A 14,498-nucleotide genomic window follows, 5' to 3' on the forward strand; every position below is an offset into this window, starting at 1 on the left:
GGGTGTCGGGGGTGTCGGAGGCGACGGAGGCAGCAGATGACCGCGGTGACAGAGGCGACTGAGGTGAGTGAAGCCTGTGTGTCGCCGGGGTGCCTGGCGGGGGCGTCCCCGCGTGACCGGATACCCCGTGAGCTGCGGTTGTCTTGATCCAACTGCGGTGCCCGGCCGCGGTCGCTGGGACAGAACGCGGACACTCACAGGATCATTTCAGGATCGAGTCGGCCCTAGTGTCGTCGGTGTCAGCAGGAAACACCGCAACCGACAGCCGCTGGAGTCCACGATGCGTTCGCGTCTCGCCGCCCGTTCCACCCGCCTCGTCCTGGCCGCCGCGGCCGTGACGGCCCTCGCCGCCACCACCACCGCCTGCGACCCCCAGGACGCCGCGGACGCGAGTGGCTCCACGAGCCCGTCGGCGACCGCCTCCACCAGCGGCGACACCTCCACCGCCGACCCCTCGGCCGGCGCCTCCACCGGCGGCTCCGACGGCAGCGGCTCCACCGCGTCCAACGGGTCCTCCGGTTCCGGCACTTCGGGTTCTTCGGGCTCCTCGGGTTCCTCGGGCGGGTCGGGTTCCGGCAGTGGGGACAAGAGCGGCTACGGGCAGTCCTGCGGCACCAACGACCTGACCTTCTCGGTCAGCTCGGAGTCGCAGGCCGGCGGCTACTTCCTCGTCACGGCGAGGGCGAAGGCCGGGATCACCTGCTACCTGGACGTCAACACCCCGAGCGTGTCGTTCGGTTCGGACGCCTCCGGTGTCGCCTCCCCGGTCGGGCAGGGCGGCGAGGACCCGATCAAGCTGAGCGGTTCCGCCGTGGCGTACACCGGCGTCAACCCCAAGAGCACCAACAGCGACGGCGGCAGGGAGTTCGACTTCCTCATCATCGCCACCTCCGAGGAGGACGCCGACCCCGCCGAGGTGAAGCTCCCCGAGGCCGCCGCCGTCGAGAAGCCCCTCGTCACCAACTGGACCACCCGCCGCGCCGAGGCCGTCCCGGTCGCCGTCTGACCCACCCGACCGGGGTCCCTCCACCGGCCCCCGTCACAGCTCCCTCAACCACCACAGCCGCCAGACCTGTCACAGCCGTCGCGCCTGTCACAGCCGCTAGAGCCGCTAGAGCCGCCAGAGCCGTCGCAACTGTCACAGCCGTTCGATGATCGTCACGTTCGCCTGTCCGCCGCCCTCGCACATGGTCTGGAGGCCGAACCTGCCTCCGGTGCGCTCCAGTTCGTGCAGGAGCGTGGTCATCAGGCGGGCGCCGGTCGCGCCGAGCGGATGGCCGAGGGCGATGGCGCCGCCGTTGACGTTGACCCTGGCGGGGTCGGTGCCGGTCTCCTTCAGCCAGGCGAGGACGACCGGCGCGAAGGCCTCGTTGATCTCGACGAGGTCGATGTCGGCCATCGACAGGCCGGTCTTCTTCAGGGCGTGCGCGGTCGCCGGGATCGGCGCGGACAGCATCCGGATCGGGTCCTCGCCGCGCACCGACAGATGATGGACGCGGGCGCGGGGCGTCAACCCGTGTTCGCGCACGGCCCGTTCGGAGGCGAGCAGCAGCGCCGCCGCCCCGTCGGAGACCTGCGAGGAGCAGGCGGCGGTGACGGTGCCGCCGTCCAGGACCGGCTTGAGCCCGGCCATCTTCTCCAGGGAGGTGTCCCGGCGCGGCCCCTCGTCGACGGCGACGGGCCCGTACGCCACGGTCTCCCGCACGAAACGGCCCTCGTCGATGGCGCGCAGGGCCCGCCGGTGCGAGCGCAGCGCGAACTCCTCCTGGTCCTGCCGGGTGATCCCCCACTTGACCGCGATCATCTCGGCGCCGGCGAACTGGTTGACGGGCCGCTCCCCGTACCGCGCCCGCCAGCCGACGCTGCCCGCGAAGGGGCCCTGGGTGAAGCCGAGGGGTTCGGCGGCCTGCCGGGTCGCGTAGGCGATCGGGATCTGCGACATGTTCTGCACGCCGCCCGCCACCACCAGGTCCTGGGTGCCGGAGAGCACGGCCTGCGCCGCGAAGTGCACGGCCTGCTGCGAGGACCCGCACTGCCGGTCGACGGTGACGCCGGGCACCTCCTCGGGCAGTCCAGCCGCCAGCCAGCAGGTGCGGGCGATGTCGCCGGCCTGCGGTCCGACGGCGTCGAGGCAGCCGAAAACGACGTCCTCGACGGCGGCCGGGTCGATGGCCGCGCGGGTGACGAGTTCCTTGAGGACGTGCGCGCCGAGGTCGGCGGGGTGGACGGCGCGGAGCCCTCCCCCGCGCCGTCCGACGGGTGTGCGGACCGCTTCGACGATGTAGGCCTCGGCCATGGCGACTCCCCAGACTCCGAACGCGCCGGTCGGTTCCGGCGCGTGCCAGTGGGTCAGATGCGTACGGCGATCCCGTCCAGCACCATCGACAGGTACTGGCGGGCGATCTCCTCGGGGCTGTGCTGTCCGCCGGGCCGGTACCAGGACGCGGCGACCCAGACCGTGTCCCGCACGAACCGGTAGGTGAGCCGGACGTCGAGGTCGGTGCGGAACACGCCGTCGGCGACGCCGCGTTCCAGCGTGGACAGCCACGCCGTCTCGAACTTGCGCTGTGAGGCGGCGAGGAACTCGAAGCGGTCCTGCGCGACGAGGTGTCTGCTCTCCTTCTGGAAGATGGCGACGGCGGCGCGGTGCCTATCGATCTCCCGGAACGACTCGGTGACCAGGGCCTCCAGGGTGGGGCGCGGTCCGAGTCCGGCGGCGAGGACGGTGTCGTAGCCGCCCCACAGTTCGTCGAGGAAGGTGCGCAGGATCTCCTCCAGCATCGACTCCTTGGAGTCGAAGTGGTAGTAGAGGCTGCCCGCGAGGAGGCCCGCGTGGTCAGCGATCTTGCGTACGGTGGTGGCGTTGTAGCCCTGTTCGGCGAAGACCTCCGCGGCGGTGTCGAGGATCTCGCGCCGCCGGTCGCGCGCGGGGGCGGGGCGCTCGGCGGAACGCGCGGCTGAGGTGGCGCGCTCGGCGGCGGTCACCTGGGGATTCTTCTTGGTCGGCACGCGTCCATTGTGGTCTGTCGTCCTAGGGATGCTGGCTGCTGACGGAGACGACCTCGCCGGTCAGGTACGAGGAGTAGCCGGACGCCAGGAAGACGATCACGTTGGCGACCTCCCAGGGTTCGGCGTGGCGGCCGAACGCCTCCCGCGCGGTCAGTTCCTCCAGCAGGTCGGGCGTGGTCACCTTGGCCAGGTGGGGGTGGAGCGCGAGGCTGGGCGAGACGGCGTTGACGCGTACTTCGTGGGCGGCTGCCTCGATCGCCGCGCACCGGGTGAGCGCCATCACCCCGGCCTTGGCGGCGGCGTAGTGCGCCTGTCCGGCCTGGGCCCGCCAGCCCACGACGGAGGCGTTGTTGACGATGACCCCGCCGCCGGTCTCCCGCATCAGCCGCAGCGCGGCCCTCGTGCACCGGAAGGTGCCGTTGAGGGTGACGTCCAGGACCCGGTCCCACTGGTCGTCGGTCATGTCGACGAGGTGCGAAGTGCCGCCCAGGCCCGCGTTGTTGACGACGATGTCCAGTCGTCCGTGGGTGTGGGCCGCGGTGTCGAACAGGGCGCGTACCTGGGTGTCGTCGGTGACGTCGCACAGCTGGGCGGTGACCGCGCCGGGGAACTCCCGGGCGAGCGCGGCCTCGTGTTCCTTCAGGCGGCGCGGGTGGGCGTCGCTGATCAGGACGCGCGCGCCCTCCTCGAGGAAGCGCCGGGCGGTCGCGCCGCCGATGCCGGCGCCGGCCGCCGCCGTGATGACGGCGGTGCGGCCGTTCAGCAGTCCGTGCCCGGGTACGTAGGCCGGGCTCTCGACGCCTGTCATGACCCCACGCTAACCTACCAAACACTTGTTAGGGAAGCCTGTTCGAAGGGTGCCGCCCGTGGACCTCACCCCCTCCCCCGGCGACGAGTCGTTCCGCGCCGAGGCCCGCGCCTGGCTCGCCGCGCATGTGCCGCGCACCCCGCTGCCGTCGCTGGAGACCGCGGCGGGTTTCGCCGCGCACCGCGCCTGGGAGGCCGAACTGGCCGCGGACCGCTGGTCGGTGGTGTCCTGGCCGGCCGAAGTCGGCGGCCGGGACTGCGGGTTGGGGCGCTGGCTGGTCTTCGAGGAGGAGTACTGGGCGGCGGGCGCCCCCGGCCGGGTCGGGCAGAACGGCGTCAGCCTGCTCGCGCCGACCCTCTTCGACCACGGCACGCCCGAGCAGCGGTCCCGGGTGCTGCCGCCGATGGCGCGGGGCGAGGTGGTGTGGGCGCAGGCGTGGTCGGAGCCCGAGGCGGGCTCGGACCTGGCGTCGCTGCGCTCGCGTGCGGTGCGGGTGGCCGGGGGCTGGCTGCTCGGCGGGCAGAAGACGTGGTCGTCGCGGGCCGCGTTCGCCGACCGTGCGTTCGGCCTCTTCCGCTCCGACCCGGACGCCCCGAGGGCCCACCAGGGCCTGACGTACCTGATGTTCGACCTGCGGGCACCGGGGGTCACGGTCCGGCCGATCGGCCGGCTCGACGGGAAACCGGCGTTCGCCGAGCTGTTCCTCGACGACGTGTTCGTGCCGGACGAGGACGTGATCGGGGCGCCGGGTGAGGGGTGGCGGATCGCCATGTCGGCGGCGGGCAACGAACGCGGGCTGACGCTGCGCTCACCAGGCCGCTATCTGGCCGCCGCCGACCGGCTGGCGGCGCTGTGGCGGCGGCAGGGCTGCCCGGCGTACGCGCACGACCGGGTGGCGGACGCCCTGATCGGTGCCCGCGCCTACCACCTCTTCACCCAGGAGGCGGCCTCCCGGTTCCTCGCGGGCGCGGAGCTGGGCGCCGAATCCAGCATGAACAAGGTGTTCTGGTCCGAGTACGACCTCGCGCTGCACGAGACGGCCCTCGAACTCCTTAACGAGGAAGGTGAGTTGGCGGAGGGGGCGTGGGCCGAGGGGTATGTCTTCGCGCTGGCGGGGCCCGTCTACGCGGGGACCAACGAGATCCAGCGGGACATCGTCGCCGAGCGGCTGCTCGGCCTGCCGAAGGGACGCCGTTGATGCGTTTCCTGCTCGACGCCGAACAGCGGGCGTTCACCGCCTCGTTGGACGCGATGCTGACGGCGGCGCGGACCCCGGCGGTGATCCGGTCGTGGAGCGCCGGGGACCACGGCGCCGGGCGGGCGCTGTGGTCCCGGCTCGCCGACGCGGGCGTCTTCGCGCTCGCGGTGCCCGAGGCGGACGGCGGCCTCGGCCCACGCCCCGTCGAACTCGTGGTGGCGTTCGTTGAGTTGGGGCGGCACGCGGTCCCTGGCCCGCTGGTCGAGACGGTCACGGCGGCGACCCTGCTGAGCACCGGGGACCGGGCCCGTGAGCTGCTGCCCGCGCTGGCGAGCGGCCGGACGACAGCGACGGTGGCACCGCCCGCCCCGACGGACGCCCCCACCATCACCCCGGACGACGACACCGGCACCGGCACCGACACCGCTCCGGCCGGCCATGCCCCGGCCCCGGACCTCTACACCCCGGCCCTGGAGGGCAACTCCTCCACCCCGGGGGCCAACTCCTCCACCCCGGACGCAAACTCCCCCACCCCGGAGGCCCCGGAGGCCAACTCCCCCACCCCAGAAGGCACCCTGCCCGTCCCAGAAGGCACCCCCCTCGCCCTGGACGGCGACGCCGCCTCCCTGCGGCTCGTCGTCGACGCCGAGGGGCTGCGTCTCGCGCCCGGTCACGGTCCGGTCCGGGTCTCTCTCGACCCGGCCAGGCGGCTCACCCCGCTCTCCCCCGGCGGCGAACTCCTCACCGAACGGCCGCCGGTGGAGGAGGCGTTCGCGCTCGCCCGGCTCGCCACCGCGGCCCAGGCCCTCGGGGTCGGCCTCGCCCTCCTGGACCGGACCGTCGCCCATGTGCGCCGGCGCACCCAGTTCGGGGTGCCCATCGGCTCCTTCCAGGCCGTCAAGCACCGGCTGGCGGACGCGAAGATCGCGCTGGAGTTCGCGCGCCCTCTGCTGCTGGGCGCCGCGCTCACCCGCGACCCGGTCGACATCGCGGCCGCCAAGGTCAGCGCCTGCGAGGCGGCGTACGGCACCGCGAAGGCCGCTCTCCAACTGCACGGCGCGATCGGCTACACCGCCGAGTACGACCTGTCCCTCTGGCTCACCAAGGCCATCGCGCTGCGGAGCGCCTGGGGCACCCCCCGGGAGTGCCGGGCGGTGGTCGTGCGGGGCAGGTGAGCCGCGGGCTCAGTCGGCGGCCAGGATGCCCAGCTCCCCGGCGGCGGCCAGCCAGTCGGGGAACTCGCCGAGGAGACGGTCGTACAGCTCGGCGTCGGACATCGTCGACGGGTCCGAACCGGCGTGGAAGAAACCGGCGTTGTCGACGACGCGCTTCGCGGGCACCGGCAACTCGTCGAGCTTGCGCAGGAAGTCGAACTGGGTGCTGCTCCGGTCGCCGAAGCCGATGAACTGCCAGAACATCGGAAGCTTCGCGGCCTTGCACAGATACCGTTCGGCGGCGGCCTTGTTGATGGGTCCGCCGTCCGTCTGGAAGACGACCAGGGCCGGTTGTGCGGAGCCGCTGTCGAGGTAGTGGTCGATGACGGCGTCCATGGCCAGGTGGTAGCTGGTCCTGCCCATGTGTCCGAGTCCGGCCACGATCCGTTCGATCGCCCCGTGATGGTCGTCGAGGGCTATCTCGGTGACGGCGTCGACGTCCGTCGAGAAGAACACCACGGGCACCCGGCCGTCGTCGTCGAGGTGCGCGGAGAGGCCGAGGACCCGGTCGGCGAGGGCCTGCACGGTGCCGTCCGCGTAGTAGGGCCGCATGGAGCCCGAGTAGTCGACGACCAGGTAGACCGCGGCCCGCCTGCCGTCCAGTCCGTGCCGGCGCACCGAAGCCCCGGCCGACTTGTAGAGGCTGACCAGCGCGGGCGCCGCCTGCTCGACCTTCTCCAGACTGATCGCCGTCATGTCCCCACCGTTCCCGTCCTGTCCGCACCGCTGTCCGTTCCACCGGTGCCCGTCACCATCTCCGGTGCCGTCCCCGCCAGTTGTCCCGCTCATCATCGGACGTAACCTGTCGGTCATGAAACGCGCAGGCTGCCTTCTCTTCGCGGCCGTCCCCGTGATCGTCACGGCGGCGGTGTACTTCCTGGTGCCCGTGGGCTCCGACGGAGGCGACGGGGGCGGGACGGGCGGCTCCGCGTCGCGGGACGCCAAGGCACGGGCCGAGCGGGAGCGGGCCGCGGACGACGAGGTGATCGCCGACCTGCCGCCCGGGCTCGCCTCGCCCGCCGGGAAGGAGCTGGCGCAGAAGCTGGTGGCGAGCGCCGAGAACTCGACGCTCGACTGGCGCAGCGCCTACGGCTACATCGAGGACATCGGCGACGGCCAGGGCTACACGGCCGGGGTGGTGGGGTTCTGCACCGGCACCCACGATCTGCTGACGCTGGTGGAGCGGTACACGAAGGCGCATCCGGACAATGGCCTGGCCACCTATCTGCCGGCGCTGCGGAAGGTGGACGGCACCGACTCGCACGAGGGTCTCGATCCCGGTTTCACCGGCGCCTGGAAGGCGGAGGCGGCCCTGCCGGCGTTCCGCGCGGCGCAGGACGAGGAGCGCGACCGGGTCTACTTCGATCCGGCCGTGCGGCTCGCGAAGCTCGACGGGCTGGGCACGCTGGGCCAGTTCATCTACTACGACGCGATGGTCTTCCACGGTCCCGGTACCGGCCCCACCGGCTTCTACGGGCTGCGCGAGCACGCCCTGAAGGAGGCGGACACCCCGTCCGAGGGCGGTTCGGAGCCGTCGTTCCTGGACATCTTCCTCGACCTGCGGGAGAAGGCGATGCGGGCGAAGCAGCCGGGCATCGACACCAGCCGGGTCGACACCGCGCAGCGGCGGTTCCTGTACGACGGGAACCTGGACCTGAAGCCGCCGCTGATCTGGAAGGTGTACGGGGAGACGTACAAGGTGCCCTGACAGTACGGGACATGCGGCGGCGCCTGCCCAGTCGTCCGGTCGGGGACTGGCGGGCAGGCGCCGTCGTTGTTCCGTACGCCTTTGTACGGAAGGTTCTTGAGGGTCCGTCAGGTCGCGGCGGTCGGGCCGTGGGTCGTCGGGCCTCTCCGTCAGACCATCAGGGAGCGGTCCGTCGGGCGGATCGGGGCGGGCAGGTCGCTGGTCCCGGCGAGGAAGCGGTCGCAGCCGCGGGCGGCCGAGCGGCCCTCCGCGATGGCCCACACGATGAGGGACTGGCCGCGGCCCGCGTCACCGGCGACGAAGACGCCCGGCACGTTGGTCTGGAAGTCGGCGTCGCGGGCGATGTTGCCGCGCTCGTCGAGGTCGAGGCCGAACTGCTCGACCAGGCCGTTGTCCCGGTCGGTGCCGGTGAAGCCCATGGCGAGGGTGACCAGTTGGGCCGGGATCTTGCGCTCGGTGCCCGGCTGCGGGGTCAGCCTGCCCTCGACGAACTCGACCTCGGTGAGGTGCAGCCACTGGACGTTGCCGTCCTCGTCGCCCTCGAAGTGGGTGGTGGAGACGGCGTAGACGCGCTCGCCGCCCTCCTCGTGGGCGCTGGTGACCTTGTACAGCATGGGGAAGGTCGGCCACGGCTGGGCGACCGGGTTCCGCTCGTCGCCCGGCCTCGGCATGATCTCCAGCTGGGTGACGGAGGCCGCGCCCTGGCGGTGCGCGGTGCCCACGCAGTCGGCGCCGGTGTCGCCGCCGCCGATGACGACGACGTGCTTGCCCTGGGCGGAGATCGGGGAGGTGACGTAGTCGCCCTCCTGGACCTTGTTCGACAGCGGCAGGTACTCCATCGCCTGGTGGATGCCCTTCAACTCCCGTCCAGGGACGGGCAGATCACGGGCGGTGGTGGCGCCCGCGGCGATGACGACGGCGTCGTAGCGCTTCTTCAGGTCGGTCGCCTTGAGGTCGCGGCCGATCTCGACGCCGGTGCGGAAGCGGGTGCCCTCCGCGCGCATCTGCTCGATGCGCCGGTTGATGTGCCGCTTCTCCATCTTGAACTCGGGGATGCCGTAGCGCAGCAGGCCGCCGACGCGGTCGGCGCGCTCGTAGACGGCGACGGTGTGGCCCGCCCGGGTCAGCTGCTGGGCGGCGGCGAGCCCGGCCGGTCCCGAGCCGATGACGGCGACGGTCTTGCCGGAGAGCCGCTCGGGGATCTGCGGGGCGACGTCACCGGTCTCCCACGCCTTGTCGATGATGGAGACCTCGACGTTCTTGATGGTGACCGGCGGCTGGTTGATGCCGAGCACGCACGCCGACTCGCAGGGCGCGGGGCAGAGGCGGCCGGTGAACTCGGGGAAGTTGTTGGTCGCGTGCAGCCGCTCGGAGGCGGCGCCCCAGTCCTCGCGGTAGGCGTAGTCGTTCCACTCGGGGATGAGGTTGCCGAGCGGACAGCCGTTGTGGCAGAAGGGGATGCCGCAGTCCATGCACCGGCTGGCCTGCTTGCTGATGATCGGCAGCAGTGAGCCGGGGACGTAGACCTCGTTCCAGTCCTTCAGCCGGACGTCGACCGGTCGGGAGGTGGCGACCTCGCGGCCGTGGTTGAGGAAGCCCTTCGGGTCAGCCATGGGTCGCCGCCTCCATCATCTTCTCGGTGATCTCGGTCTCGGTGAGACCCGCTCGCTCGGCGGCGTCCTTGGCGGCGAGCACTGCCTTGTACGTACTGGGGATGATCTTGCTGAAGCGTTCGACGGCGGTGTCCCACTCGGCGAGCAGCTTCTCGGCGACCGTGGAGGCGGTCTCCTCCTGGTGCCGGCGCACCACTTCGTGCAGCCACTGCTTGTCGGCGTCGTCCAGCGCCTCGACGGCGTCGCGGTTGCCGGCGTTGACGTGGTCGCGGTCCAGGTCGATGACGTAGGCGACGCCGCCGGACATGCCGGCCGCGAAGTTGCGGCCGGTCTCGCCGAGGACGACCGCGTGGCCGCCGGTCATGTACTCGCAGCCGTGGTCGCCCACGCCCTCGGAGACGACCAGCGCGCCGGAGTTGCGGACGCAGAACCGCTCGCCGGTGCGGCCGCGCAGGAACAGCTCGCCGCCGGTCGCGCCGTAGGCGATGGTGTTGCCCGCGATGGTCGAGTACTCGGCGAGGTGGTCGGCGCCCCGGTCGGGGCGGACGACGACCCGGCCGCCGGAGAGGCCCTTGCCGACGTAGTCGTTGGCGTCGCCCTCCAGGCGCAGCGTGACGCCGCGCGGCAGGAACGCGCCGAAGGACTGGCCGGCGGAGCCGGTGAAGGTGAGGTCGATGGTGCCGTCGGGCAGTCCGGCGCCGCCGAACTTCTTCGTCACCTCGTGGCCGAGCATGGTGCCGACCGTGCGGTTGATGTTGCGGACCTTGACCTGGGCGCGCACCGGCTGGGCGTCGGTGGCGGTGGTGGCGGCCAGGGCGTCGGCGGCCAGCTTGATCAGCTGGTTGTCGAGGGCCTTCTCCAGGCCGTGGTCCTGGGCGACGGTCCGGTGCCTGACCGCGCCGTCGGCGAGTTCGGGCACGTGGAACAGGGGCGCCAGGTCCAGGCCCTGGGCCTTCCAGTGGTCGACGGCGCGGGTGACGTCGAGGGCCTCGGCGTGGCCGACGGCCTCCTCGATGGTGCGGAAGCCCAGTTCGGCGAGGATCTCGCGGACCTCCTCGGCGATGAACCGGAAGAAGTTCACGATGTACTCGGCCTTGCCGGAGAACCGGTCGCGCAGCACCGGGTTCTGGGTGGCGATGCCGACCGGGCAGGTGTCGAGGTGGCAGACGCGCATCATGACGCAGCCGGAGACGACGAGCGGCGCGGTCGCGAAGCCGAACTCCTCGGCGCCGAGGAGCGCGGCGATGACGACGTCGCGGCCGGTCTTGAGCTGGCCGTCGGTCTGCACGACGATGCGGTCGCGCAGGCCGTTGAGCAGCAGGGTCTGCTGGGTCTCGGCGAGGCCGAGTTCCCAGGGTCCGCCGGCGTGCTTGAGGGAGGTGAGCGGGGAGGCTCCGGTGCCGCCGTCGTGTCCCGAGATGAGCACGACGTCGGCGTGTGCCTTGGAGACACCGGCGGCGACGGTGCCGACGCCGACCTCGGAGACCAGCTTCACGTGGATCCGCGCCTGCGGGTTCGCGTTCTTCAGGTCGTGGATGAGCTGGGCGAGGTCCTCGATGGAGTAGATGTCGTGGTGCGGCGGCGGCGAGATGAGGCCCACGCCGGGCGTCGAGTGCCGCGTCCTGGCGACCCACGGGTACACCTTGTGGCCGGGGAGCTGGCCGCCCTCGCCCGGCTTGGCGCCCTGGGCCATCTTGATCTGGATGTCGTCCGCGTTGACGAGGTACTCGCTGGTGACGCCGAAGCGGCCGGAGGCGACCTGCTTGATGGCGCTGCGGCGGGCCGGGTCGTAGAGGCGCTCGGGGTCCTCGCCGCCCTCGCCGGTGTTGGACTTGCCGCCGAGCTGGTTCATGGCGATGGCGAGGGTCTCGTGCGCCTCCATGGAGATGGAGCCGTACGACATGGCGCCGGTGGAGAAGCGCTTGACGATCTCGGAGACCGGTTCGACCTCGTCGACGGGGATCGACGGGCGGTCGGAGGTGAAGCCGAAGAGGCCGCGGAGCGTCATGAGGCGCTCGGACTGCTCGTTCACCCGGTCGGTGTACTTCTTGAAGATGTCGTAGCGGTTGGTGCGGGTGGAGTGCTGGAGGCGGAAGACCGTCTCCGGGTCGAAGAGGTGCGGCTCGCCCTCGCGGCGCCACTGGTACTCGCCGCCGATGTCGAGGGCGCGGTGGGCGGGCGCGATGCCGGAGGCGGGGTAGGCCTTGGCGTGCCGGGCGGCGACCTCCTTGGCGATGACGTCGAGGCCGACGCCGCCGATCTTGGTGGCGGTGCCGCTGAAGTAGGTGTCGACGAAGCCCTGGTCGAGGCCGACGGCCTCGAAGACCTGGGCGCCGCGGTAGGAGGCGACCGTGGAGATGCCCATCTTGGACATGACCTTGAGGACGCCCTTGCCGAGGGCGTGGATCAGGTTGCGGATGGCCTGCTCGGGCTCGGCGCCTGGCAGGAAGGTGCCGGCCCTGACGAGGTCCTCGACGGACTCCATGGCCAGGTACGGGTTGACGGCGGCGGCGCCGAAGCCGATCAGCAGCGCGACGTGGTGGACCTCGCGGACGTCACCGGCCTCGATCAGGAGGCCCACGTGGGTGCGCTCCTTGGTGCGGATGAGGTGGTGGTGGACGGCCGCGGTGAGCAGCAGCGACGGGATCGGCGCGTGCTCGGCGTCGGAGTGCCGGTCGGAGAGGACGATGAGGCGGGCGCCGTTGTCGATGGCGGCGTCGGCCTCGGCGCAGATCTCCTCCAGGCGGGCGGCGAGGGAGTCGCCGCCGCCGGAGACCCGGTAGAGGCCGGAGAGGGTCGCGGCCTTGAAGCCGGGCATGTCGCCGTCGGCGTTGATGTGGATGAGCTTGGCCAGCTCGTCGTTGTCGATGACCGGGAAGGGCAGCAGGACGGAGCGGCAGGAGGCGGCGCTCGGGTCGAGGAGGTTGCCCTGCGGTCCGAGGGAGGAGCGCAGGGAGGTGACGAGTTCCTCGCGGATGGCGTCCAGCGGCGGGTTGGTGACCTGCGCGAACAGCTGGGTGAAGTAGTCGAACAGCAGGCGCGGGCGCTCGGAGAGCGCGGCGATCGGCGAGTCGGTGCCCATGGAGCCGATCGGCTCGGTGGCGGACTTCGCCATCGGCGCGAGGATGACGCGGAGTTCTTCCTCGGTGTAGCCGAAGGTCTGCTGGCGGCGGGTGACCGAGGCGTGGGTGTGGACGATGTGCTCGCGCTCGGGCAGGTCGCTCAGCTCTATTTCGCCGGCTTCCATCCACTCGGCGTAGGGGGCCTCGGCGGCGAGCTGCGCCTTGATCTCGTCGTCCTCGATGATGCGGTGCTCGGCGGTGTCGACGAGGAACATCCGGCCGGGCTGGAGGCGGCCCTTGCGGACCACCTTGGCGGGGTCGATGTCGAGGACGCCGACCTCGGAGCCGAGGACGACGAGGCCGTCGTCGGTGACCCAGTAGCGGCCGGGGCGCAGGCCGTTGCGGTCGAGGACGGCGCCGACCTGGGTGCCGTCGGTGAAGGTGACGCAGGCCGGGCCGTCCCAGGGTTCCATCATCGTGGCGTGGAACTGGTAGAAGGCGCGGCGGTCGGGGTCCATGGAGTCGTGGTTCTCCCACGCCTCCGGGATCATCATCAGCACCGAGTGGGGCAGCGAGCGGCCGCCGAGGTGCAGGAGTTCGAGGACCTCGTCGAAGGACGCGGAGTCGGAGGCGTCGGGCGTGCAGAGCGGGAAGATCCGCTCAAGGCTGCCGTCGCCGCCGAACAGCTCGGAGGCGAGCTGGGACTCGCGGGCGCGCATCCAGTTGCGGTTGCCCTTGACGGTGTTGATCTCGCCGTTGTGCGCGACGAACCGGTAGGGGTGCGCGAGCGGCCACGACGGGAAGGTGTTGGTGGAGAACCGGGAGTGCACGAGCGCGATCGCGGAGGCGAAGCGGCGGTCGGACAGGTCGGGGAAGAAGGGTTCGAGCTGGCCGGTGGTCAGCATGCCCTTGTACACGATCGTGCGACCGGAGAGCGAGGGGAAGTAGACGCCGGCCTCGCGCTCGGCGCGCTTGCGCAGCACGAACGCCTTGCGGTCGAGGGCGATGCCCGTCGCCGCGGGGGTGGCGGCGTCGGCGACGAAGATCTGCCGGAAGGCGGGCATCGTCGAGCGGGCGGTGGCACCGAGGAGTTCGGGGGCGACGGGGACGTCGCGCCAGCCGAGGACGGTGAGGCCCTCCTCGGCGGCGATCGTCTCGATCTGTGAGACGGCGTCCGCAAGGCCGTCCTCGGGCAGGAAGGCGATGCCGACGGCGTAGGAGCCGGCCTCGGGCAGCTGGAATTCGGCCACCTCACGGAAGAAGGTGTCGGGCACCTGGGAGAGGATGCCCGCGCCGTCGCCCGAGTCGGGCTCGGAGCCGGTGGCGCCGCGGTGTTCGAGGTTGCGCAGCACGGTCAGGGCCTGATCGACCAGGGTGTGGCTGGCCTCGCCGGTGAGGGTGGCCACGAATCCGACGCCGCACGCGTCGCGCTCGTTACGGGGGTCGTACATACCCTGCGCAGCAGGGCGAGCATCCATGAAGGACCAGTTCTGGCCATTCGCGGAATGCTGGGACGGCTGGCGCGGCGTACGCATCGGCTCTCCCGTCGTCGTCTCAAGTGGCATGTGCAGTGCCGAGGGACGACGTTGGCCCTCTGCTGGAGTGCAAAATTTCGAGCAGGTTACATGATGGGGCGGTTCTCGGGAAGTGGATACCGCGTTCCAACATGCGGACACCGTGGCGACGGCGCGGGGTGTCGCCGGACGGCTGGAAAGCTCGGTGTCGTGATGTTCGTGATGATCGACGCGGACGAGATCGGTCAGATCGGTGTCCGTCGATCCATGGGCGGGTGAAGCGTCTTTGCCCGCCTCGCAGGTGCGCGACAGGCCTCATTGCCCACAGCGCTTACGGCTCATGCCCGGTGGCCGAGCAGTCGAAACCAGCGG

The 14,498-nt window shown here is 71.5% G+C and carries 10 protein-coding genes; 4 read left to right on the top strand and 6 right to left on the bottom strand.

Annotation, left to right across the window (positions count from 1 at the left end; all coding sequences use genetic code 11):
• The first annotated feature begins 280 nt into the window (after window positions 1–280).
• Window positions 281–1,006 carry a hypothetical protein gene (locus tag DDJ31_RS09890; RefSeq protein ID WP_127180649.1) on the top strand — a complete coding sequence of 242 codons (726 nt, stop codon included), beginning with the start codon at window positions 281–283 and terminating at the stop codon, window positions 1,004–1,006.
• Between the two features lie 132 nt (window positions 1,007–1,138).
• Here the strand turns inward: DDJ31_RS09890 and DDJ31_RS09895 are convergent, their stop codons facing one another.
• The 3 genes from DDJ31_RS09895 to DDJ31_RS09905 are packed head-to-tail and all read right to left on the bottom strand — an operon-like array spanning window position 1,139 to window position 3,817.
• Window positions 1,139–2,296: an acetyl-CoA C-acetyltransferase gene (locus DDJ31_RS09895; RefSeq protein WP_127180648.1), complete on the bottom strand. Its 1,158-nt coding sequence runs from the start codon at window positions 2,294–2,296 to the stop codon at window positions 1,139–1,141.
• A 53-nt stretch (window positions 2,297–2,349) separates the two neighbouring features.
• Window positions 2,350–3,009, bottom strand: a complete 660-nt coding sequence (locus DDJ31_RS09900; RefSeq protein ID WP_431028391.1) for a TetR/AcrR family transcriptional regulator — start codon at window positions 3,007–3,009, stop codon at window positions 2,350–2,352.
• Between the two features lie 22 nt (window positions 3,010–3,031).
• Window positions 3,032–3,817, bottom strand: coding sequence for an SDR family oxidoreductase (locus DDJ31_RS09905; protein ID WP_127180647.1), 786 nt, complete (start codon window positions 3,815–3,817; stop codon window positions 3,032–3,034).
• A 58-nt stretch (window positions 3,818–3,875) separates the two neighbouring features.
• Here DDJ31_RS09905 and DDJ31_RS09910 point away from each other — a divergent pair, with 58 nt between their 5' ends.
• Window positions 3,876–5,015 (top strand): acyl-CoA dehydrogenase family protein, encoded by a 1,140-nt coding sequence (locus DDJ31_RS09910; RefSeq protein WP_127180646.1) that lies wholly within the window; start codon window positions 3,876–3,878, stop codon window positions 5,013–5,015.
• Window positions 5,015–6,190 carry an acyl-CoA dehydrogenase family protein gene (locus tag DDJ31_RS09915; RefSeq protein WP_127180645.1) on the top strand — a complete coding sequence of 392 codons (1,176 nt, stop codon included), beginning with the start codon at window positions 5,015–5,017 and terminating at the stop codon, window positions 6,188–6,190. Before DDJ31_RS09910 ends, DDJ31_RS09915 begins: the two co-directional genes overlap by 1 nt.
• Before the next feature lie 9 nt (window positions 6,191–6,199).
• On the opposite strand, the gene DDJ31_RS09920 is transcribed toward DDJ31_RS09915, so the two are convergent.
• Window positions 6,200–6,925, bottom strand: a complete 726-nt coding sequence (locus DDJ31_RS09920) for a vWA domain-containing protein (RefSeq protein ID WP_127180644.1) — start codon at window positions 6,923–6,925, stop codon at window positions 6,200–6,202.
• Window positions 6,926–7,040: 115 nt separating this feature from the next.
• Between DDJ31_RS09920 and DDJ31_RS09925 the strand changes: the two genes are divergently transcribed.
• Window positions 7,041–7,937: a chitosanase gene (locus tag DDJ31_RS09925; protein ID WP_127180643.1), complete on the top strand. Its 897-nt coding sequence runs from the start codon at window positions 7,041–7,043 to the stop codon at window positions 7,935–7,937.
• Window positions 7,938–8,086: 149 nt separating this feature from the next.
• On the opposite strand, the gene DDJ31_RS09930 is transcribed toward DDJ31_RS09925, so the two are convergent.
• Both DDJ31_RS09930 and gltB read right to left on the bottom strand, forming a co-directional pair.
• On the bottom strand, window positions 8,087–9,550 hold the full coding sequence (locus DDJ31_RS09930; RefSeq protein ID WP_127180642.1) for a glutamate synthase subunit beta: 1,464 nt from the start codon (window positions 9,548–9,550) through the stop codon (window positions 8,087–8,089).
• Window positions 9,543–14,147 (bottom strand): glutamate synthase large subunit, encoded by a 4,605-nt coding sequence (gene gltB / locus DDJ31_RS09935; protein ID WP_127180641.1) that lies wholly within the window; start codon window positions 14,145–14,147, stop codon window positions 9,543–9,545. The genes DDJ31_RS09930 and gltB overlap by 8 nt, the downstream gene beginning before the upstream one ends.
• Window positions 14,148–14,498: the final 351 nt, after the last annotated feature.

It is taken from the genome of Streptomyces griseoviridis, assembly GCF_005222485.1.
Classification (GTDB): domain Bacteria; phylum Actinomycetota; class Actinomycetes; order Streptomycetales; family Streptomycetaceae; genus Streptomyces; species Streptomyces hintoniae.